The organism is Staphylococcus sp. FSL K6-0223, from assembly GCF_038008285.1.
The window spans coordinates 470,849-493,181 of record NZ_JBBOYX010000003.1 but is presented as its reverse complement, the minus strand read 5'-3'; the positions used below and the strand labels follow the sequence as shown (position 1 = coordinate 493,181).

Here is a 22,333-nt window from a genome sequence, read left to right as displayed (position 1 = left end):
TCATTGTAATGGTAAACTTCAATTTTATGGTTTTAATTTCAAATTCAATTTGATGAGACGGGCGATATTTGTTGCAGTTCTTTGCATGAATTGTGGTCCATTTTCAAGGGTGGTCTTTAAATCAGAAGGATACTCAGTAATGCTAAAGACAGTGTCAATGCCGTGGCGATAAACTTCTTGATACTGATCACCGAGGCTACCACAAATTGCAATAACTGGGATGTCATATGCCTTTGCAACTTTCGCAACGCCTATGGGTGTTTTACCATAAATCGTTTGCTTATCCATTTTACCTTCCCCTGTAATAACAATTTGAGCATCTTTCACTCTCTCTTGAAAACGTGTTTCATCTAGAACTACATCTATACCTGCTTGCAAATTAGCATCAAGAAAAGCTAGTAAAGCAGTACCCATGCCACCAGCTGCGCCTGCACCCGGTATATCTTTGACAGACTTTTGTAATTCTTCTTTAATTTTATCATGATAGTGACTTAATGCGGAATCCAACTTTGGTATCATCTTTTCAGTAGCGCCTTTTTGAGGTCCATATATTACAGTAGCGCCTTGGTCACCCAATAATGGGTTTGTAACGTCACAAGCTACTTTAATTTCAACGTTTTGTAGCAAAGGATTGAGATGAGAGGTGTCAATCCTATCAATTGTGTTTAACGCTGCTCCACCAGGTTTAATTTCATTATGCTCAACATCTTTAAAAGAAACTCCTAATGCTTGCAACATCCCCACGCCACCGTCATTGGTCGCGCTTCCTCCTATCCCTAAAATGATTTTCTTTACACCATGTTTAAGTGCTTCATTAATGAGTTGTCCAGTTCCATAGGAGGAAGTTTGAAGTGGATTTCTCTCCTCATGGGTTAATAAATGAAGGCCAGATGCCTCAGCCATTTCTATAATAGCTGTTTCATATTGATCACTTCTTGCATAACTTGCATCAATATTTCTAAAGAGAGGGTCTTTAACTTGAACGGTATAGGAAGTCGCCTTTAAAGCTTCTTTCAAAGCTTCAGTTGTTCCTTCGCCACCATCCGCCATAGGTATAAGGTCGTAAGTAACTTGATCATTAAACACTTCTTGAAAGCCATTTTGAATTGCAGTAGCTGCCTCTTTCGCTGTCATACTCTCTTTAAACGAATCTGGGGCAATAACTATTTTAAATTGTGACACGCAATCACTTCCTATTATTATGTTTTATTGCTATTTTTTTAAAAATAAACTTCAACTAAAGTCACATTCATCATTATCTTTTGGAAAGGGATAGTCATTTATATGTTTTTAAGTCTATAATAAAATTAAATAAATTAAGCTTACGATAAAACATCATGAACATGCAGAGAGGACATCTTATGAAACAACTTAAACAACACGAACAATTATGTTGGTATATAGGTATTATATTATTTTATTTCATTATGGCTATTCTAACACCATTATCTTTTGTTGACTGGCATTGGTATTTAAATTCACACATAAGTTCACTTGGGCAAGATTTAATGAGAACGAATGGAAGATATCTCGGGAATTTTTTAGAGATTCTCGCGATGCATAGCGCTATTTTCAAATATTTAAGTTATACTGCTTTATCGTGTTTAATGATTTACTTTTGTTCAATGATAGTAAATGTAAATAAGAAGTTTATATATATTTTGATATGTTTTACATTTTTAATAATGATTCCAAGTGGAGTTTATAGTGAAACTTATGGATGGATAGCAGGATTCTACAATTATATTCCTTCATCAATAATCTCATTATTCATCTTATATACTATCATTTATATTCTTTATGGAGATGAAGAGGCTAGTATTAATCATCTTTGGCTGTTTCTCACAGCTTGTTTGTTTGGGCAGTTATTTATTGAAAATATCACTATATATAATAGTCTTATCATTTTAATTGGTGCTAGTATATATGGCATCCAACATAAAAAGCTAAACTACTATTTAATTGTGGGCTTTATGCTAAGTTGCATTGGCGCAATCATTATGTTTTTAAATCCTATTTACTTTAAAATCATCGATGGTAAAACAATCTACCATTCTATTTCAGATAAAGTAGGCATTATACATAAAATAGGAACGACTTTATTAATGGACTTTCCTAAATATATATTTCTTAATCAATATTTAATACTCGTAGTTATTTCGGTTATCATTACAATACTTTTAATTCGTAATACAATTTTTGTAAAACAACATGTGGTTATCAAATTTGCAATTATGTATGGTTTGTACAGTTTACCGTTTTATAAATTACTCATCTATGATCAATTCCATTTTGAAATATATACAAAATCATTTTCAATAGCTTTATTAAACTTCTTGATTTGTGCAGTTTTCTTTGCGGTCTTGATATATAGTACAGTCATATTAATATCAGAAAAATATTTAAGAGCCATCGCTTTAGGATGTTTAATTTCAATCGTGTTATCGACGCTACCATTATTGGTTGTGGCTCCAATAGGAAATAGAAACTTTTATTTCATATACGTGCTGTGGTTAATATTATTACTTAGTTTTGTAAAGCAATTTGATGGAAATATCAATAAAGTAACGACTATCGTTAAGGCAATTGCATGTGTTTATAGTTTGATAATCGTTATAGGATTTAGATTGATTTATCAAAGTAGTGTCAATAGAATTGAAAATGTTGAAGAACAATTAAAAAATGGTAAGCGTCATCAAAGTATTATATTAGAGAGATTACCTTTCGAAAAATATACGCATTTAACAACACCGTCAACGAAGACGGATTTCAATGACTTTAAAGCATATTATGATTTGCCAAAAGATCTAAAGTTTAAAGTAGTACCATTTGGTTATGATGGAGAATAATTAAAGGAGATAGAGAATGAGATTAACCCAGACACATTTTGAAATTATCAAATTTGTAATAGTGGGTGGAATCAATACTTTAAATTACTATATTGTATATTTATTACTTCTAAAGTTATTAGGTGTTAATTACTTGGTCAGTCATATCACAGGATTTATTGTGAGTTTCATCATTTCTTATTACTTAAATTGTTATTTTGTTTATAGGGTAAAACCAACGCTAAAAAAGTTTTTAAGTTTTCCACTTACACAGGTGGTTAATATGGGAATGCAAACATTACTTTTATACATATTTGTGCAGTGGTTTCATTTCCCTTCAGAGATAGCCCCATTTGTAGGATTAATTATTACGATACCGGTAACATTTATTTTGTCTAAGTGGATCTTACGAGATTAATTGAGTTTAGATAAAGCAATCGACTAAGTACGTTGTACTGAGTGGGTTGCTTTTTTTAAAAAGAGATTTGAGATTGTGATTAAATTTGAATAAATATAAATTATAAATTAGGCAAATCTAAAAATTTCATTAGTTTATTTTCATAAAAAATATAGAAATAAAAAAACGTTGTAATACCTCAGTTATTGTTTCATACTAAAGTTATTAAAGCATATTAAGGTGGTAAATAAGCATGTCTCAAAGTGAAAATTTGAAGATTGCTCAACGTGGTGCCTATCTTAGTTTAGTCGTGTATATTATTCTTTCAATAGCCAAATATGTTACCGGATATATATACCAATCTGCAGCGGTTCGTGCAGATGCGTTAAATAATATGACAGATATTATCGTTTCAATTGCAGTTATTGTCGGACTAAAAATTTCTATTAAACCTGCAGATAAAAATCATCCTTACGGTCATTTAAAATCTGAGAATATTTCGACATTACTTGTATCTTTTATTATTATGTTCGTCGGGATACAGGTTGTAACGGAAAATGCACCAAGACTTATTACACAAGATAGACATGTACCTAATGTAATTACAATTATTGTCAGTGTAGTCAGTGGTGTGATTATGTTAGGTGTATTTTATGTTAATCATAGACTCGCTAAAAAAACTAATAGCAGTTCGTTACGATCTGCAGCAAAAGATAACTTATCCGATAGTTTAGTCAGTATCGGTACAGCTATAGGTCTTATATTCACGCAAATTGGATTTCCAATTGTAGATATTATTTTAGCGACACTTCTAGGTTTATTAATTATTTATACCGGGTTTGGAATTTTTAAAGAGTCAATCTTTACTTTAAGTGACGGATTTAATGAAAGAGATCTAGAAGACTATCGTAATGATATATTAGAAGTGAAAGATGTTATCGACGTGAATAATATTAAAGGGCGTTATCATGGAAGTAGTATTTTTCTTGATGTAACTATCGTCGTGAAACCGAATCTGTCATTGTATGAAGCTCATCAAATTTGTGATAGAGTAGAGCATCATTTACATGAAAAAGGTATTTCTTCAGTATATGTTCATCCCGAACCTTATAATCAAAAAGAAAATGGTAAAACGATTAAAGAGTAAAAACATAATTAGAGTGAGAAAATAATTTAAAATAAACCCCTAAATGAATTGATTTTAAAAAGTTCATTTAGGGGTTTTGGCTATATTAATACGTAGAGAGATGTTGAATTATTAAGATAATAGTTGAAATATAGCTTTAGTTAATAGTAGATCGTATCTTAAACAATCATTATATTTTTATAGGTTTAACCTAATTATAAATTACCAATACCCGTTAGCTTCGCGGAAAGAAATAGCATCATCTATAGAACCATAACGTTCTTTGGCATAATTAATCATACCTTTAGTTTGAGTAGCGACTGAACCATATCCCCATGATTGATTAGTTTGACCTAATCCATGATATTGTCCATTAGATGCATTTGGGTCTCCGCCTGATTCAGGAAGTACGATTTTTTCCCAAAGTGCTTTTGTACCTCCAGCTTTTATGAATTCTTGATATACTTCGCTTGTTGACTCACTACTTGCATTTGAGCTATGGCTAGATGATGTTTGAGTAGCTGTAGAATTATAATTTTGATTAGTATTTTCAGCAGCATGTGCATTACCGGCTTCTAAACCTGTAGCGCCTATTGAAACTGTAGCTAGAATTGCTAGTATTGATTTTTTCATAATTAATAACTCCTTTAACTAGAATCTGTCTGAAAATGCAGTTCATGATGCAGGTATCACAGATCTATTTTAATTTGTGTCTTTCTCAAGTTGTAAATACACTATATCATCGCAATTGTTTTCATAGGTTACATCAAAGTAAAAATACAAAGTCAGATATTTTATTCATAAAACAAACATTTCAATATATCAATGTCTTGTGACAATATATTACGAAAATAGCCATACAATTACTTGGGAAAATAAGTTTTAACGGTCTATAATAATAGTAGTGAGAGAGAAAAATGAGGTCAGTTATTCATGTAATCATTAAGTCATGTTAGCAATCTCATTGTTATATTTACGCTCATGTTTTGAGATTGTGTAGTGGTTGATTACGTAATTTTAAATTAGGAAGGTGTTTTTTTATGCCAAAATTAATATTATGTCGTCACGGACAAAGTGAATGGAATGCTAAAAACTTATTTACCGGTTGGGCAGATGTGAAGTTGTCTGAACAAGGAATTGAAGAAGCTAAAACTGCAGGTGAAAAAGTAGCAGATAATAAATTAGAAATTGATGTTGCCTATACATCGTTATTAACTAGAGCTTTAGAAACAACACAATATATTTTAGCAGGTTCTAATCAACAGTGGATTCCAGTGCATAAAAGTTGGCGATTAAATGAACGTCACTATGGTGGATTACAAGGTTTAAATAAAGATGATGCACGTGAAAAATGGGGAGAAGAACAAGTTCATCAATGGAGACGTTCTTATGATGTGCAACCACCAGCAGAAAGTGAAGAACAACGTGAAGAATATTTAAACAATCGTAGATATAGACATTTAGATAAAAGAATGATGCCATATTCTGAAAGTTTAAAGGATACATTAGATCGCGTTGTGCCTATTTGGACTGATCGAATTTCACAACATCTATTAGATGGTGAAACTGTACTTGTGTCTGCACATGGTAACTCCATTAGAGCATTAATTAAATACCTTGAAAATTTATCTAGTGAAGAGATTGTTGGTTATGAAATAAAAACAGGTGCGCCACTTGTTTATGAATTAACTGATGATTTGGAAGTGAAAGATAAATACTATTTATAATAGACCAGAATAGAGTAAGCCATTAAATGATAAGTTTAAATCATTTAATGGCTTTTATTATGTGAAGTTATAAGTTGAAAGAATAATAAGGAAATTGTCTGGGAAATATGTCTTACTCATTTCGGGTAAATGATTAACATATCAAATTTAGATGATTAAATATAAGTGTTAGAATTTAAAAGATTTTATTTCGCTCTTTTATGTTGTTTTATTATTTTCAGAGCACGTTTTCTTGTTTTTATATTTGGACTATTCAAATTGCGTCTAGCAGTTTGTAAATCTAATTTCATTTTATCTTCCTCCTTGTGTATCTATATTATGGAAGAAAATAATGCTTTTGTAAATAGTAATTATTACGATTTAACAGAAATACATAAGTCGTAGTATTTTTTTAGAAACAAAAATGAGCCAACTAAATGATTAACTTATTCAAAATATGTATAATAGGCAAATATCTGTTTGATGTTATAAAAGGGGGGAAGGTCATGTCTTTAAAAACAAAGTTAGTCATGATTATCACTATGTTACTTGGTGGATTTTTTGGTTTGTTAAATGAGACATTATTAACAACAGCTTTACCAAGTATAATGAAAGATTTTCACATTCAGTATTCTCAAGTTCAATGGTTAACAACAGCGTTTTTACTTACCAATGGAGTGGTTATTCCATTATCAGCATTAGTTATACAACGATTTACTACAAGACAAGTTTTCCTAACAGGAATTTTAATCTTCTTTGTAGGTACAATTGTTGGAGGTTTTAGTCCCAATTTTACTACGTTATTATTTGCAAGAATTGTTCAAGCTTTAGGTTCAGGTATTATGATGCCTTTAATGATGACATCTATTCTAGATATCTTTGAACCTCATGAACGTGGTAAATATATGGGATTCTTCGGACTTGTAATCGGCTTAGCACCTGCGATTGGTCCGACATTATCTGGTTATTTAGTTGAATATTTTAATTGGAGATCTTTATTCCATGTTGTTGCACCGATAGCAGCAATCACGTTTATTATCGCCTTATTCACTGTTAAGAATGTAGGACAAAATATTAAAGTTCCTATTGATGTAATCTCAATTATATTATCTATATTAGGATTCGGTGGTTTACTTTATGGTACGAGCTCCATTTCACATGATGGTTGGGACGATCCAATAGTCTTGTCTACGATTATCGGCGGTATTATTTTAGTGGTGTTATTCATTTGGAGACAATCACGCTTGGATACGCCTTTACTCAATTTTGGTGTCTTTAAAAATAAACAATTTGCAATTGGTTTACTTATTATGGCAGTAACAATGATTTCAATGATCGGTTCAGAAACAGTATTACCAATGTTTGTTCAAAATTTATTAAATAAGCCCGCTTTAGACTCAGGACTCATTTTATTACCTGGCGCAATCGTGATGGCTATCATGTCAATGACTTCAGGAGCAATGTATGAGAAGTTTGGTGCTAAGCCGTTAGCTATCATCGGAATGTTAATTGTAATCATAACAACTTCATATTTTGTGGTGATGGATGAACATACCTCAACAGTAATGTTAGCTACAGTTTACGCGATTCGTATGATAGGTATAGCATTAGGATTAATGCCAGTAATGACACATACCATGAACCAACTAACTCCTGAAATGAATGCGCATGGCTCGTCTATGACGAACACCGTACAACAAGTGGCAGGTTCAATTGGAACAGCTGGATTAATTACTATTTTAAGTCAAGCGAGTCAACATTTTTCACCTAAAATGAGTGATTATAAAGGTATGAATAAACAAGAAATGGTTAGTCAAATTAAAATAGATACGATGTTGCATGGCTATCATGCAGGATTTCTATTTGCAGTGATAATTACGGTGATCAGTTTCTTATGCACATTTATGCTTAAAAAACGTACTAAAAAAGAAAAAGAACAAACATCATGAACGGTATAAAAAATATATTAGAACTTTCTGAACACTTGATATAAGGGAACTTCTTATTGACTATTACACTCTAAAGGGATAAAATATTTTTATTCCGATTAGAATAATAAGATTAAGGAGTTTAACTAAATGAAGAGACTTTTATTTTGCATTATCGCTTTAGTATTTGTATTGGCAGCATGTGGTAATAACGATTCATCAAGTGATAAAGATAGCAAATCAAGTAGTAAAGATGATAATACATTACGAGTAGGTACTGAAGGTACTTACGCACCATTCACTTTCCACAATAAACAAGATAAATTAACTGGTTACGATATTGATGTTATTAAAGCTGTAGCGAAAGCAGAAAACCTCAAATTAAAATTCAATGAAACATCATGGGATTCTATGTTTGCAGGTTTAGATGCAGGGCGCTTTGATGTCATTGCAAACCAAGTTGGTATCAATAAAGATAGAGAGAAGAAATATAAATTCTCTAATCCTTACACTTATTCAAGCGCAGTATTAGTTGTACGTGATAATGAGAAAAATATTAAATCATTCAATGATGTCAAAGGTAAAAAGTTAGCACAAACATTTACTTCTAACTACGGTAAATTAGCTAAAGATAAAGGTGCCGACATCACTAAAGTTGATGGTTTCAACCAATCAATGGATTTATTACTTTCTAAACGTGTGGATGCTACGTTTAATGATAGTTTATCTTATTTAGATTATAAGAAACAAAAACCTAATGCTAAGATCAAAGCTATTAAAGGTAACGCTGAACAAAATAAATCAGCTTTCGCATTTTCTAAGAAAGTAGATGATAAAACAATTAAAAAATTCAATGATGGTCTTAAGAAAATCAGAGATAATGGTGAATTAGCTAAAATAGGTAAGAAATGGTTTGGTCAAGATGTTTCTAAGTCTAAATAATGAACAGCAACACGCTTTAGATGCGGCTAAGCAAGCATTTGGTCCAATGTTAGAGGGATTGGTGAAATATTCAATCCCTATTACTATAGTTACATTTATTCTAGGCCTTGTTATTGCTTTGTTTACTGCATTAATGCGTATTTCAACAAGTAAAATTTTAAGAGGCATTGCACGCGTATATGTATCAATTATTCGTGGAACACCGATGATTGTTCAATTATTTATTATATTTTATGGTATTCCAGAATTAGGAAGACTCATTACGAATGATGCGGATAATCAATGGACTTTAGCACCGGTTGTAGCTGCTATTATAGGTTTATCATTCAACGTGGGAGCGTATGCATCTGAAATTATTCGTGGTGGTATTATTTCAATTCCTAAAGGGCAAACTGAAGCGGCGTATTCAATCGGAATGAATTATCGCCAAACAGTTCAACGAATTATATTACCTCAAGCAATACGTGTTTCCATACCAGCATTAGGTAATACATTTTTAGGATTAATTAAAGATACTTCACTATTAGGTTTCATTCTTGTGGCTGAAATGTTCAGAAAAGCACAAGAAGTTGCGTCTACTTCATACGAATATTTAACTATTTATATTTTAGTAGCAATTATGTACTGGGTTGTATGCTTTATCATCTCAATTATTCAAGGATGGTATGAATCACGCATTGAAAGAGGGTATCGCTCATGATTGAATTAAAAAATATCCATAAGTCTTTTAATGAAACCGAAGTGATTAAAGGTATTGATTTAACTGTAGATAAAGGTGAAGTTGTAACTTTAATAGGACGTTCAGGTTCTGGTAAGACAACGTTACTTCGTATGATGAATGCTTTAGAGATCCCATCAGATGGTACAGTCTATGTTAATGGTAAAACTTATACTGAAAAGGATAAAAAATCTCAAATCGAAGTACGCAAACAGTCTGGAATGGTCTTCCAAAATTATAATTTATTCCCACATAAATCTGCTTTAGAAAATGTGATGGAAGGACTTGTTACGGTTAAGAAAATGAAAAAGTCTGAAGCTGAACATAAATCAATGGAATTATTAGAAAAAGTTGGACTTGATCACGTGAAAGACCAACGTCCTCATGCTTTATCAGGTGGACAACAACAACGTGTTGCCATTGCTCGAGCATTAGCAATGAATCCTAAGGTCATGCTATTTGATGAACCTACATCAGCACTTGATCCAGAATTAGTTAATGATGTTTTGAAGGTAATCAAAGAACTCGCTGATGAAGGTATGACGATGGTCATTGTGACGCATGAAATGCGATTTGCTAGGGAAGTCTCAAATCATACAGTTTTTATTCATGAAGGTAAAATTGCTGAGCAAGGCTCGCCAGACGAAATGTTTAATCAACCTCAAACTGAGGAATTAAAACGCTTTTTAAATGTAATTAAATAAGTTTGATACATGCTATGCTGACGGTTATTTGACGTTTGCATAGCTTTTTTATGTTAAAATAATTATAAATTAATTTTCACAAAGAAGATTTGAGGAGTGAAATAATGGAACACTCGATGAAGTTAAATGTGGAGCCATTCGAAGCCATTCGTAATCATAGGAAAACGGTAGAAATTAGACTTAATGATGAGAAAAGACAAAAAGTTAAAATTGGTGACACGATTGTCTTTACAAATATAGACGACTCGGAGAAAAAAATGAGAGTCAAAGTAACTGAAAAGCGAGTTTTTGATACATTTCAGAAGTTATTTAACTACTATGATAATGCTGAAATAGGTTATGAGACAGACGCGACCTTGGCGCGAAAAGTAGCAAGTATTTATTCCATCTATAACCAAACTGATGAATTAAATTATGGTGTAGTTGCTTTAAAAATAGAGCTTGTATAATATAAAAGGATCACATCTAAAGGGGAGTTTAGATGTGATCCTTTTTAATTTATGATTTGCGATTTTCTAAGGTTTCTTTTAGTTTGTAGAATATAGGTTTTATTGGTTTAACAAAATCACCAATATATTCATAAACGTCAGCATTGAACCCTTCTTTGAATTTTTGTACACCTGCGTCTTCAGCATCTTCACTAAAGTCTCCAGTGATACCATAGAAATTATAACGATTAATATCATGCTCTTTAGCAAATTTAATCATTTCCCACTGTAAACGGTAAGCACCCATATAAGCATTATATTTAGGGTTTGAACCACTAGAGAGATAATATACTTCATGGTCATTATAAATATATAACGCAGCGGCTAGATTAAGTACTTGTCCTTCTTCAGCAATCTTATCTTTAGTTTGATTAATTTTACGTTCATTACTATCATATTGCTGTTTTACTTGCGTGTGTTTAGTTTTATTTTTCTTAGAATTTGGATTTTCTTCTAATGTTTTTTCAACTTCTTTTAGTTGTTTTTCTAAGTTATCATGTTTTTCTTGTAATGTATTTAGGTAGTCTTGTAAGTCTATATAAGCAAGTTTCAGCATTGCATGATCTTCATACGTTTTTTGCATATCTTCGAAGTAAGGTTTTTCACGGAATTTGAAACCATGTTTTTCCTCAGCCATTTGGAACAATTCAAAGAATGTGTCTGTTTCTTCTATAGGAAGTGTTTTAACTTGAACACCCATCTCATAAGTTTTCTTAATATTACGACGTGTTTGGTAATCCATTTCTTTTAATAGTTGATCTTCAGTCTTGTCTTTAAGATCTAATACTGATAGCCAACGAATTTGGCTCATTGTATCATAGCCGACTGTATAACCTTGATGTTTATAACCTAAATCTTCCATTGTTTTGATGAATGGTCGATTGTCGAATGATTCGATAATCTCACCATCAGCGTTTCTCAAGTTTTCTAGTAGGTAAGGATCAACAAGAACGTATAAGCAGTTACGTTTTTTCAAGTAATCTGTAAGAGATTTAAAGAAGAAACGAACTAATGATTGATTATTATAATCCATTACTGGACCTCTATGTGTGTAGAAATATTTAAAGAATTTAAGCGAGCGTGCCTCTGTTAAGAGGCAACCAGCAATGACTTTGTCATCTTCATCTTTAACTCCTACAAGATGAACATCGCCTTTCATTTTATTACGGTTATCAAAATGTATACTTGATTGTGTATAATGTGAAAAATTTTCTGAAGTAAATTGATCGAATTCTTCAGAAGATAAGTTAACAAATTTCATCATTAATCTTCCCCTCTAAATCTATTTAGTTATCTAAATTGTCATGATTTATCTATTTTACCAAACCCAAGTCATCATTACACATAATAACACAAAACATTGCATCATACTTTTGTATGAGATAAATTTACCCCAACTTAAATTTAATTAATAGAAAAATCACAAAAAATAAAAACAACTAGCTTCGTCGTAACACTCATTATGTGATAATATTTATAATGAAAGAATGGAATCTAACATGGGACAATAAATGAAGAATGTATAGATTTTCAAGGTAATTTATTTTTTCTATAGATAAAATAGGTTGAAAAGGTAGGAGTGAGTAGTTTGAAGAAATTAGCAGTTGCTTTATCAGTAGTAGCACTTATATTGGCGGGATGTAGTAGTGGTAAATATACTGATAAAATTGATAAAGCTGTAAAAATGCAAGACAAAAAACAAGAAAAAATAGCTAAGCACGATACAGGAGATGAAGTAAAACACTTTGATAAGAAAGATGCGAATATTTATGTATTTAAAAAAGGGAAATACGTTATTCTTGCATATAAACCATTGAGTGATGATGCTGAAGTGCATTATTACACATATGAGTTTAAAGGCAAAAAAGCGCATTACAAAGAAAACTTTAACTCCAAAGGTTATTATGAAGAACATGAACCTGATTACAAGGAAGAAAACATGAATTAATCGTTGTATAGCTACAAAGGGAGTACTAATGAAAAAATTAATTGGAATTATAGCCATTTTAACCATCATTTTTATATATGGGTGTTCAAAACAACCAAGTTCTATTAAAGCTAAACAAGATGGCAAGCCATTAATAGTTATGTATGGAGATTTTAAATGTCCATATTGTAAAAAAGTAGAAGATAAAGTGATGCCAAAGTTGAGAAATAAATATATTGATAAAAATAAAGTTAAGTTTCAATATGTGAACCTAGCCTTTATAGGAAAGGACTCAATTATTGGTTCAAGAGCACAACAAGCAGTAAATCATTATGCACCAAAGTATTCACTCCAATTTCAAAAGTTAATGTTTGAACATCAAAAAGACGAAGATAAGAAATGGATTACACATACATTAATAGATAAACAAATTGATAAATTAAACATTAGTAATAAAACTAAAGATAAGATTAAAACAAATTATAAAACTAAAAATTCTACATCATGGAAAGCTGCTGAAAAAGATAAAAAACTAGGTAAGGAACATCATATAAAACAAACTCCTACAGTATTCATTGAAGGTAAAAAAGTTAAAGATCCATATGATTTTAGTAGTTATCACAAACTTTTAGAAGAGTAATTTTCTTTAATGAAGAGTAGGGCATAAATAATTTTAAAGAATATAATATGTCAATCTTCTTTGCAAATGTCGACAAGGCTTAAGCTTTTGTCGGCATTTTTAATTTTTAAAAGTTACTTGCAGATGATGCACTACAAAACTACCAATAGTTCTATTTTCCAAATGATTGTGAGAAATATTTTTAAAAGCCCTTGTCAATTAAGAAATAAAAGTATATACTTTTAAATCGTAATAATTACTATTTAGGAGGTTGTTTATGAAAAGATTATTGAGTTTATTAGTCATTCTCCCTTTATTTGCCCTCATTTTAACGGCGTGTGGAAATGATGATAATAAAAAAGAAGATGGTAAGATTACTATCAATACTACAGTTTATCCACTTAAATCTTTTGCAGAACAAATTGGTGGTAAACATGTAAACGTTAAATCAATTTATCCAGCAGGTACTGATTTACATAGCTATGAGCCAACACAAAAGGATATCTTAAATGCGAGTAAGGCAGATTTATTTATCTATACAGGTGATGATTTAGATCCAGTTGCTAAAAAAGTAGCAGGAACAATCAAAGATAAAGATAAGAAATTATCTTTACAAGATAAATTAAGTAAAAGTAGTTTACTTCCTGATCATCACCATCATGGAGAAGAGCATGAGGAACACGAACATCACCATCATGGTGAATATGACCCGCACATTTGGCTAGACCCAAAAATGGATCAAACATTCGCTAAAGAAATCAAAGATGCTTTAATTAAGAAAGATCCAAAACATAAGAAAGAATATGAAAAGAATTACAAAAAACTTAACAAAGAACTTGCTAATTTAGATAAAGAAATGAAGAAAGTAACTAAAGACAAGAAAGATAATGTTGTATTTATCTCTCATGAGTCAATCGGTTATCTAGCTCATAGATACGGATTTAAGCAAGAAGGTATTCAAAATATGAATGCAGAGGATCCATCGCAAAAAGAATTAACTCAAATTGTTAAAGAGATAAGAGCTAGTAAAGCGAAATATATTCTTTATGAGGATAATGTAGCAAATAAAGTTACAGATACAATTCGTAAAGAAACAGATGCTAAACCGCTTAAGTTTTACAACATGGAATCTTTAAATAAAGATCAACAAGAAGAAAAAGACTTGTCTTATCAAAAATTAATGAAAGAAAATATTAAAAACTTAGATAAGTCATTATCAAGTAATGTGAAAGAACAATAATTAATTCTTAACCACCGAAGCATGATTTTTTATTACGTTGGTTAAATTGAGAGCCTCCATTCATAAGAGTGGGGGCATTTTATTATTTATTATTTGACGAATTTTGTTACTATATAATCATTAAAATAAAAGATAAAGTGTGAGGGTTCGTTATGTCAATTAAAAAAGAAAAAAATAGAATTATTTTTTCTAGAACATTTCAAGCATCTATTGAAAAAGTATTTGATGCTTATACTAAGAAAGAATTATTTGAACAGTGGTTTCATCCTAAAGGCGCTTCAATAGAGGTATATCATTTTAACGCTGTTGAGGGTGGAGAGGCGTTTTTCGCGATTCAAGCGCCTAACATGACAAGTTATACTGTTACTGAATATCAAAAAGTAGACAAACCTAATCATATTGAATATCTAGATTACTTTGCTAATTCTAAAGGTGAGAAAGATACTTCAATGTCTGGTATGCAAATTTTCATGAATTTTGAAGAGCAAAATGGCCAAACAACAGTTACCTCAACATCAGTATTTCCAACTCAAGAAGCAGCTCAACAAGCATTAGATATGGGCGTTGAGCAAGGGATGGACTCAACTTTAGATCAATTAGATAAGTTACTTAAATCTTAGTTGTCAAAAATCTGTCAGAGTCAGTCGCTTCTTTTTCAATTATAATTGGTATAGAAATCAATTATTTGTTAAAGAGGTATTATTATGAAAAAAAGATATTTAAAAGTATTGGGATTGTACACATTTACTACAGGCATCTCGTCTATCGTAATTAACTCAAATTGTGTATCTAATAAAATGCTAAGATTTATTTTAAGAACTGCATTGGGTTATGGCATTTTCGCGTATAGTTTACATTTTTTAGCACAACGTAAACATTAACTATAACTAAAGGTGAATAGCTTTATATCGCCCTAGGTACAGGGCGATATTTTTATTAGAAATTTTATTATAGAGATACACAATACATAGATGAATTAATATAATGTATTATTATAAATGTTGAGTTTAATTAAGGAGAGGATCGCATGATACATAATAATAAAAATGTTCAAGATACACATGCAACAAAGACAATTGTTCAAAATATTGCCGGTCAAGTACAAATGAAAGAGGTTATGGCTGATAAAACTCCGAGTCGATATGCTTTAAAATCAATGATGGCCGGTTTTTTACTTTCAATTGTTACAGTGTTTATGTTAGCAATCAAAACCCAATTTGCTTCAACACATATTGACGGCTTAATCAATTTGATGGGTGCAATTTCATTTAGTTTAGGGCTAGTGCTTGTTGTATTAACTCATTCTGAATTACTTACAAGTAATTTCATGTATTTAACCGTCGGCTGGTATTATAAAGTTATAAGTATGAAGAAAGTGACGTGGATATTCATCTTTTGTTTCATAGGAAATATTGTTGGTGGATTTATACTATTCTTCTTACTTAAATTTTCTCATGTAATGACACCAGAGATGACCAATAGTTTAACGACATTGGTACATAAGAAAACAGTTGAATCTACATGGTTGAGTATATTAATTAAAGGTATATTTTGTAATTTCTTTATCAATATTGGCATCTTCATTTCTCTACAATTTAAAGAGGGCTTAGCAAAAGCGTTTTTCATCGCTTGTGGTGTGATTGTCTTTGTATTTATGGGTTATGAACACGTAGTATTTAACGCAGGTCTTTATGCAGGAATGATATTCTTTAATATCGAGGCATTGTCTTGGTTAGACGTGTTAAAGAATATTGTTTTTGCATTTATTGGTAACTATATCGGTGGCGGTATATTTGTTGGTTTAGTTTACGCGTATCTTAATGGGAAACGTGATAGTTTAACTGAATAATTGGTTAAGCAGGTTCATATAGATGGATCTGCTTATTTTTTTAAAAGATGGTTAAAATTGAAAATAACTTTAAATATAGTCTGAGCTTCTTAAGCTTAATCAATGGACGTTCGTTTGATTAAAAGTTAGCCTATTATTCAAGTAGAATGTTAGATTTGGGGAGTGAAATTATGCCAGAGACAAATATAAGAATTGCTAACTTGGGAGATGCAGAGGAGCTACATCAATTAATGTATGATGCTTTCACACCATTAAGAGAGCTAGGAATTGATTGGCCTTCAGTCAATGCAGATTTAGAAATGGTTAAAAATAATTTAGAAAACAATACTACCTTTGTTATGGTAAAGGATAATGAAATTATTTCCACAATTACTGTACGTTATCCTTGGGGCAGTGTGAGAAGTATTTCTGGATATCCTTTTATATGGTGGTTTGCGACTAAACCATCTTATGATGGTCAGGGCTATGGTAGTCAATTGCTACGTTATGTTGAAGAGGATTTTTTAAGAGATACATTAAAAGCGGCAGCTGTAACTTTAGGTACCTCTGCAAGACTCCATCCTTGGTTACTTAAAATTTATGAAAAAAGAGGCTATGAAGTATATGCTGAACATGAAAATGATGATGGTGATTTAGGAGTCATAATGCGTAAAATTTTAATCCCTGAACGTTTTGAAGAACAAATATTAGGGCAACCACCATTTTAAGACAACTATGAGTATCATCGTCTAAGTATTAAAAGTCTTTATTATTAAAATAAAAAACTCCTTATAAAGTAGACATTTCAAAGTGAATACTTTATAGGGAGTTTTTTATATAGTTATTCTTTTTTACTTACTTTGTAATCAATAAGGTAAATTGATTCAGGAGTGACATTGAAATTTTTAACTTTACTACTTACGCCATCAATTTGATCATTGTACGTAATATAACTATTTGGAATGTCTCCTTTAGACTTTTCTAAAATTTCATTGGTAACTGATGCACGTTGTTTTTCACCAAAAGAGGTGTTAAATTTTTTAATAAGTTGAGTGACTTCTTTATTATTATAATGTCCTTTATTGAGTGCACCGTTAGGCAAATATGCAGTATTGAAGAAATAGCCAGTATCTCCTCGAGGTATAGTTAAATAACTATACATAGACACATCCCAAGCTTTTGGATCTTTAAGGTAACCATCTATATCATCTACATTACGTAACTGAATATCAATATTAGCTTTTTTAGCTTCTGATTGGATCACTTGGCCAATTTTAGGTAATTCTGGACGACCATCGTATGTGACCATGTTAATTTTAAGTGGATGTGACTTACTAAATCCTTCTTGTGCTAATAATTTTTTAGCCTTTTCAATATCTTGGGGTTGAACTTTATCGTTTTCCACATTTTTTAATCGATCATTAAATGGAGTTGAGGCAGGCTTAGCATAATTTTTAGAAATGTTTTTAGCGATTTCTTTACGATTAATAACCATGTCTAATGCTTCTCGAACATTTTTATTAATCTTTTTACTTTGATGATTGTATAACAGTAGATGTGTTCGGAAACCTGACGTACTTTGGATATTAGCTTTCTTAGAATTTTTTACATCACTTATACGATCGATAGGAACATCTGTGGTTAAATCCGATTTACCAGATAATAAGTTATCAACGCGTGTATTACCATCTTCATGATAAGTGACATTTACTTTATTGAGTTTTGGTTTTCCTTGCCAATAATCTTTGAACTTTGTGAGTTCAAGCTTCTGTGCGCGTTTATAGTTATCTATTTGGTATGGACCTGTTCCGACTGGTTTGTCGGTAACTTTACTTTTGGCTTTAGTATCATAAATTGCCGCAAACGGACTAGCTAGTTCTGATTTTAATTCTGGATAAGGTTCTTCTGTAGTAATCGTCACTTTTTGACCTTTAGCAGAAATTGATTTAATAGGTAATGACCCCTTTAATAAATCACTTTTTTCATTCCCTCTTCTAAACTTGATTTCACAGCATTCCCAGTCAATTTATGACCATTTTGGAATTTAATATTATCTTTTAATGTCAATTCGAGGGTGTTATCAGATTTTTGATGTGTGCTTTTAACTAGTAATGGTTTAACTTTACCGTCTTTTGACATTTTGAAAAGTGATTCCAAAGCACCTACTTTAACAGGAATATCGGTTTCATAGGGGGCGATTGATTTTGTTTTCAAGGGAATTTCAACATTTAATGTATTTTTATCAGAGTTTGATTTCCCTCCACAACTTGCTAAAATAAAAGATACTAATATGGTAAGGATTAAAATTTTCTTCATGAAACAAGTCCTTTCTTAACATGAACATTGAATTTATTGAAGCAACTTATATCTAACATTAAAAGTAACATTTATTAAGTATTTATGTTTGAAGTGATTGCGTTATGATGTTAAACCTTATTATTTTTAATTTTAGACATATTTGTTAACTACCAATATATTGATTATATAACTTATAAAGAAAAATTTAAAATTTTCGTCAGATTTAATGACATGACATTTATTATGAGGAATTCCCCTCATGTTTGAGATAAGGGTATTCCCTACTTTTCAAAAATAATGTGAATAAAATCACAATTAATCAAAAAATTATTATACAATGCAGATGAAAGGATTGGTAATAGTGATAGGTAATATCTTAGTGGCACACGGTATGAGGAAAGGTCAACAAAATGAGGCACTTGAGGAGTTTATTACTACACTTTTAAAAGATGAAGATTATCATTATGAGCTTGCATTTTTAGAAAGTGATACGCAAAATCTTGAATTGACTATGGAAAAAATGATTAAGCAAGGTGTGACACGATTTAGAATTGTACCCTTACTTATATTCAGAGCGATGCACTATATAGGCGACATACCTGAGATTTTAAAAAGCATGAAAGAGAAATATCCTCATATTAATAGTGAAATGAGTGAGCCACTTGGTACGCATCCTTATATGAAGGATTTAGTTGAAAGAAGAATGGCAGATGTAGACTTACCAGCTAATGCGAATGTAGCAACAGTCATCATTGCACACGGTAACGGTAGTGGTCGTTTCACAAAAGCCCATGAAGAATTAAAAGAATTTGTGAAAAGTATTGATTCAAATAAACCAGTATACGCGAGAGCACTATATGGTGTAATGACTTTTAAAAATGATTTGGATGAAATATCTAAAAAATACGATGATTTAATCATCGTACCGCTATTTTTATTTGATGGCCGTTTAGTTAATAAAGTTAAGCGTTTAATATCAGAAATGGATATTCATTGTAATCTTCATATTACACCATCTATTAATTTTGACCACATTTTAAAATTAATTATTCGCGCACGTATAGAACAATTAGCTGTATAAATAATCACTAAATACTTAGCTTCCTTAGTTTAGACTCTTTTACCAATCCTTTAGTAATAAATTATAGATTAATTTTTACATTAGAGGAGCATATATATGTCTAAACAAAAATTAGTAATGATTGGTAACGGTATGGCAGGTATACGAACTATAGAAGAACTGATTAGTCGAGATGCGAATCGCTATGATATCACAGTAGTAGGTAAAGAACCTTATCCAAACTATAATCGAATTATGTTATCCAATATTTTACAAAATAAAATGACTGTCGAAGAGACGATTATGAACAGTTATGAATGGTATGAAGAAAATCATATTACACTTATCAATAATGACCCAGTTGAAAAGGTAGATCGACAATCTAAAAAAATTATTACACAAAAAGGTATAGAACTAGAATATGATATTTGTATTTTCGCAACAGGTTCTAAAGCTTTTGTGTTACCCATTGAGGGGGCTAACTTACCGAGTGTTATCGGGTGGAGAACGATACAAGATACAGAACAAATCATCGATATCGCTAGTAAAAAGAAAAAAGCTATTGTCATCGGTGGTGGGCTACTTGGATTAGAGTGCGCACGTGGTTTATTAGACCAAGGTATGGATGTCACAGTACTTCATCTTGCTGAATGGTTAATGGAGATGCAACTGGATAGAAAAGCTGGCGATATGTTGAGGGCGGATCTTGAAAAGCAAGGCATGAAATTTGAATTGCAAGCCAACTCAAAACGCATTATAGGTCATGAGGATGTTGAAGCTGTTGAATTAGCGGACGGACGTGTGATTGAGACAGATTTAGTCGTTATGGCTGTAGGAATTAGACCTTATACAGAGGTGGCTAAAGATGCTGGATTAGATGTTCAAAGAGGTATTGTAGTCAATGATTTTCTTCAAACGTCCGATTCAAATATCTATGCAATTGGAGAATGTGCTGAACACAATGGTAAAGTTTATGGTTTAGTTGCACCACTTTATGAACAGGGGAAAGTTCTTGCTGACTATTTAACTGGAAATGAAACAGAAGGTTACAAAGGTTCAACAACTTTCACTTCTTTAAAGGTTTCTGGTTGTGATTTATACAGTGCTGGTCAGATTGTTGAAAATGATGACATACACGGTATCGAGATTTTTAATAGCATCGACAATATTTATAAAAAGGTATATTTAAATCAAGGACAAGTTGTAGGAGCAGTACTTTATGGAGATACAGATGATGGATCTCGATTTTATAATATGATGAAGAAACATGAATCCCTCGAAGATTATACGCTTGTCTCATTATTACACAAAGGTGATGATACAGGTTCAGTTTCAATTGCTGATATGGCAGATGATGAAACAATTTGTGGATGTAATGGTGTCAATAAAGGTACGATAGTGAATGCTATTACTAAAGAAGGTTTTACATCTGTCAATGAAGTAACTCAATCTACTAAAGCAGGTAATTCATGTGGTAAATGTAAAAAACAAATAGGAGAAATACTTCAATATACCCTCGGGGATGACTTTGTAGCTGCAAAACCTTCAGGAATATGTAGTTGTACAGAACTTACTAGAGATCAAATTGTGACTCAAATCAGAGCTAAAGGTCTTAAAACATCCAAGGAAGTAAGACATGTGTTGAATTTTAAAGATAAAAATGGATGCCCTAAATGTCGTCCTGCAATTAATTATTATCTAAATATGGTATATCCATTTGAGCATCAAGATGAACAAGACTCTCGATTTGCAAATGAGCGTTATCATGCCAATATACAAAATGATGGTACATTTTCTGTCATACCTCAAATGAGAGGAGGCGTAACAGATCCAGACCAGCTTATTAAACTTGGAGAAGTTGCTAAGAAATACAATGTGCCACTCGTAAAAGTAACAGGATCACAACGTATTGGATTATATGGCTTAAACAAAGAAGAATTACCTAATGTATGGAAGGATTTAGGGATGCGTTCAGCTTCCGCTTATGGTAAAAAAACGCGTTCTGTAAAAAGTTGTGTCGGAAAAGAATTTTGCCGTTTTGGTACACAATACACAACTCGTCTAGGTATTCGTCTCGAAAAAACTTTCGAATATATTGATACACCTCATAAGTTTAAAATGGGCGTCTCCGGTTGTCCTAGAAGTTGTGTAGAATCTGGTGTGAAAGACTTCGGTGTCATCTCAGTTGAAAATGGATACCAAATATATATTGGTGGCAATGGAGGTACTGATGTTACAGTCGGACAATTATTAACAACAGTAGAAACTGAAGATGAAGTCATTCAATTATGCGGTGCTTTAATGCAATATTATAGAGAAACTGGTATTTATGCCGAGAGAACTGCACCGTGGATTCGTCGATTAGGTTTTGAAAATGTGAAAGAAGTTTTATTAGATAAAGAAAGACAAGAAGAATTATTTAATAGAATTATGGAAGCGAAAAAAGCTATAGAAAATGAACCATGGCAAGCCATTGTAGAAAATAAAAATGCACAAAAAATCTTTGAAGTTGAGAAGGTGTAAG

General features: G+C 31.6%; 21 protein-coding genes and 2 pseudogenes. 18 read left to right on the top strand and 5 right to left on the bottom strand.

The genetic code is table 11. The features are described 5' to 3' along the window. Positions 1 to 24: 24 nt before the first annotated feature. The gene (locus tag MHI13_RS19735; protein ID WP_002432758.1) at positions 25 to 1,182 is read right to left on the bottom strand and encodes a glycerate kinase; all 1,158 of its coding nucleotides are present in this window, start codon (positions 1,180 to 1,182) and stop codon (positions 25 to 27) included. 179 nt (positions 1,183 to 1,361) lie between these two features. Between MHI13_RS19735 and MHI13_RS19730 the strand changes: the two genes are divergently transcribed. From MHI13_RS19730 to MHI13_RS19720, 3 genes are all read left to right on the top strand, one after another. Then, the gene (locus tag MHI13_RS19730; protein WP_064210169.1) at positions 1,362 to 2,849 is read left to right on the top strand and encodes a DUF6056 family protein; all 1,488 of its coding nucleotides are present in this window, start codon (positions 1,362 to 1,364) and stop codon (positions 2,847 to 2,849) included. Between the two features lie 16 nt (positions 2,850 to 2,865). Continuing rightward, positions 2,866 to 3,246, top strand: coding sequence for a GtrA family protein (locus MHI13_RS19725; RefSeq protein WP_023351191.1), 381 nt, complete (start codon positions 2,866 to 2,868; stop codon positions 3,244 to 3,246). Positions 3,247 to 3,478: 232 nt separating this feature from the next. After that, the gene (locus MHI13_RS19720) at positions 3,479 to 4,372 is read left to right on the top strand and encodes a cation diffusion facilitator family transporter (RefSeq protein ID WP_002432628.1); all 894 of its coding nucleotides are present in this window, start codon (positions 3,479 to 3,481) and stop codon (positions 4,370 to 4,372) included. A 201-nt stretch (positions 4,373 to 4,573) separates the two neighbouring features. Here the strand turns inward: MHI13_RS19720 and MHI13_RS19715 are convergent, their stop codons facing one another. Continuing rightward, positions 4,574 to 4,984, bottom strand: coding sequence for a hypothetical protein (locus MHI13_RS19715; protein WP_002432800.1), 411 nt, complete (start codon positions 4,982 to 4,984; stop codon positions 4,574 to 4,576). A 407-nt stretch (positions 4,985 to 5,391) separates the two neighbouring features. Here MHI13_RS19715 and MHI13_RS19710 point away from each other — a divergent pair, with 407 nt between their 5' ends. Beyond that, positions 5,392 to 6,078 (top strand): 2,3-diphosphoglycerate-dependent phosphoglycerate mutase, encoded by a 687-nt coding sequence (locus MHI13_RS19710; protein WP_002432310.1) that lies wholly within the window; start codon positions 5,392 to 5,394, stop codon positions 6,076 to 6,078. Between the two features lie 185 nt (positions 6,079 to 6,263). Here MHI13_RS19710 and MHI13_RS19705 read toward each other — a convergent pair whose 3' ends face one another. After that, positions 6,264 to 6,368 carry a putative metal homeostasis protein gene (locus MHI13_RS19705; RefSeq protein ID WP_000762708.1) on the bottom strand — a complete coding sequence of 35 codons (105 nt, stop codon included), beginning with the start codon at positions 6,366 to 6,368 and terminating at the stop codon, positions 6,264 to 6,266. A 195-nt stretch (positions 6,369 to 6,563) separates the two neighbouring features. Here MHI13_RS19705 and MHI13_RS19700 point away from each other — a divergent pair, with 195 nt between their 5' ends. From MHI13_RS19700 to MHI13_RS19680, 5 genes are all read left to right on the top strand, one after another. Then, positions 6,564 to 8,006 carry an MDR family MFS transporter gene (locus MHI13_RS19700; protein ID WP_002432632.1) on the top strand — a complete coding sequence of 481 codons (1,443 nt, stop codon included), beginning with the start codon at positions 6,564 to 6,566 and terminating at the stop codon, positions 8,004 to 8,006. Between the two features lie 129 nt (positions 8,007 to 8,135). After that, complete coding sequence (locus tag MHI13_RS19695; RefSeq protein ID WP_002432534.1) at positions 8,136 to 8,927, top strand: transporter substrate-binding domain-containing protein; 792 nt, start codon at positions 8,136 to 8,138, stop codon at positions 8,925 to 8,927. Further along, complete coding sequence (locus tag MHI13_RS19690; protein WP_002432695.1) at positions 8,908 to 9,627, top strand: amino acid ABC transporter permease; 720 nt, start codon at positions 8,908 to 8,910, stop codon at positions 9,625 to 9,627. The genes MHI13_RS19695 and MHI13_RS19690 overlap by 20 nt, the downstream gene beginning before the upstream one ends. After that, positions 9,624 to 10,349 carry an amino acid ABC transporter ATP-binding protein gene (locus MHI13_RS19685; RefSeq protein ID WP_002432756.1) on the top strand — a complete coding sequence of 242 codons (726 nt, stop codon included), beginning with the start codon at positions 9,624 to 9,626 and terminating at the stop codon, positions 10,347 to 10,349. Before MHI13_RS19690 ends, MHI13_RS19685 begins: the two co-directional genes overlap by 4 nt. Before the next feature lie 104 nt (positions 10,350 to 10,453). Beyond that, positions 10,454 to 10,798 (top strand): ASCH domain-containing protein, encoded by a 345-nt coding sequence (locus MHI13_RS19680; RefSeq protein ID WP_002432894.1) that lies wholly within the window; start codon positions 10,454 to 10,456, stop codon positions 10,796 to 10,798. A gap of 49 nt (positions 10,799 to 10,847) precedes the next feature. Here MHI13_RS19680 and MHI13_RS19675 read toward each other — a convergent pair whose 3' ends face one another. Continuing rightward, positions 10,848 to 12,098 (bottom strand): aminoacyltransferase, encoded by a 1,251-nt coding sequence (locus tag MHI13_RS19675; RefSeq protein ID WP_030063338.1) that lies wholly within the window; start codon positions 12,096 to 12,098, stop codon positions 10,848 to 10,850. A gap of 327 nt (positions 12,099 to 12,425) precedes the next feature. Here MHI13_RS19675 and MHI13_RS19670 point away from each other — a divergent pair, with 327 nt between their 5' ends. The 7 genes and pseudogenes from MHI13_RS19670 (at position 12,426) to MHI13_RS19640 (ending at position 17,179) form a co-directional block, all read left to right on the top strand. After that, complete coding sequence (locus tag MHI13_RS19670; protein WP_002432307.1) at positions 12,426 to 12,785, top strand: DUF4467 domain-containing protein; 360 nt, start codon at positions 12,426 to 12,428, stop codon at positions 12,783 to 12,785. Positions 12,786 to 12,813: 28 nt separating this feature from the next. Beyond that, complete coding sequence (locus MHI13_RS19665) at positions 12,814 to 13,404, top strand: DsbA family protein (protein ID WP_002432527.1); 591 nt, start codon at positions 12,814 to 12,816, stop codon at positions 13,402 to 13,404. A gap of 256 nt (positions 13,405 to 13,660) precedes the next feature. Then, positions 13,661 to 14,614 (top strand): annotated as a pseudogene (locus MHI13_RS19660) (metal ABC transporter solute-binding protein, Zn/Mn family); the annotation flags it as partial. 161 nt (positions 14,615 to 14,775) lie between these two features. After that, positions 14,776 to 15,243: an SRPBCC family protein gene (locus tag MHI13_RS19655; protein WP_064210170.1), complete on the top strand. Its 468-nt coding sequence runs from the start codon at positions 14,776 to 14,778 to the stop codon at positions 15,241 to 15,243. A gap of 84 nt (positions 15,244 to 15,327) precedes the next feature. Beyond that, positions 15,328 to 15,504, top strand: coding sequence for a hypothetical protein (locus MHI13_RS19650; protein ID WP_030063344.1), 177 nt, complete (start codon positions 15,328 to 15,330; stop codon positions 15,502 to 15,504). Positions 15,505 to 15,650: 146 nt separating this feature from the next. Further along, complete coding sequence (locus tag MHI13_RS19645; RefSeq protein WP_002432200.1) at positions 15,651 to 16,472, top strand: formate/nitrite transporter family protein; 822 nt, start codon at positions 15,651 to 15,653, stop codon at positions 16,470 to 16,472. Between the two features lie 170 nt (positions 16,473 to 16,642). After that, a complete protein-coding gene (locus MHI13_RS19640; protein WP_002432533.1) occupies positions 16,643 to 17,179 on the top strand; it encodes a GNAT family N-acetyltransferase in 537 nt (178 codons plus the stop codon). Between the two features lie 113 nt (positions 17,180 to 17,292). Here MHI13_RS19640 and nikA read toward each other — a convergent pair. Beyond that, a pseudogene (gene nikA / locus MHI13_RS19635) lies at positions 17,293 to 18,767 on the bottom strand (nickel ABC transporter substrate-binding protein). Positions 18,768 to 19,110: 343 nt separating this feature from the next. Between nikA and MHI13_RS19630 the strand changes: the two are divergent. Then, positions 19,111 to 19,830: a sirohydrochlorin chelatase gene (locus MHI13_RS19630; RefSeq protein ID WP_002432663.1), complete on the top strand. Its 720-nt coding sequence runs from the start codon at positions 19,111 to 19,113 to the stop codon at positions 19,828 to 19,830. Between the two features lie 96 nt (positions 19,831 to 19,926). Further along, positions 19,927 to 22,332, top strand: coding sequence for a nitrite reductase large subunit NirB (gene nirB, locus MHI13_RS19625; protein WP_064210171.1), 2,406 nt, complete (start codon positions 19,927 to 19,929; stop codon positions 22,330 to 22,332). Position 22,333 lies beyond the last annotated feature (1 nt).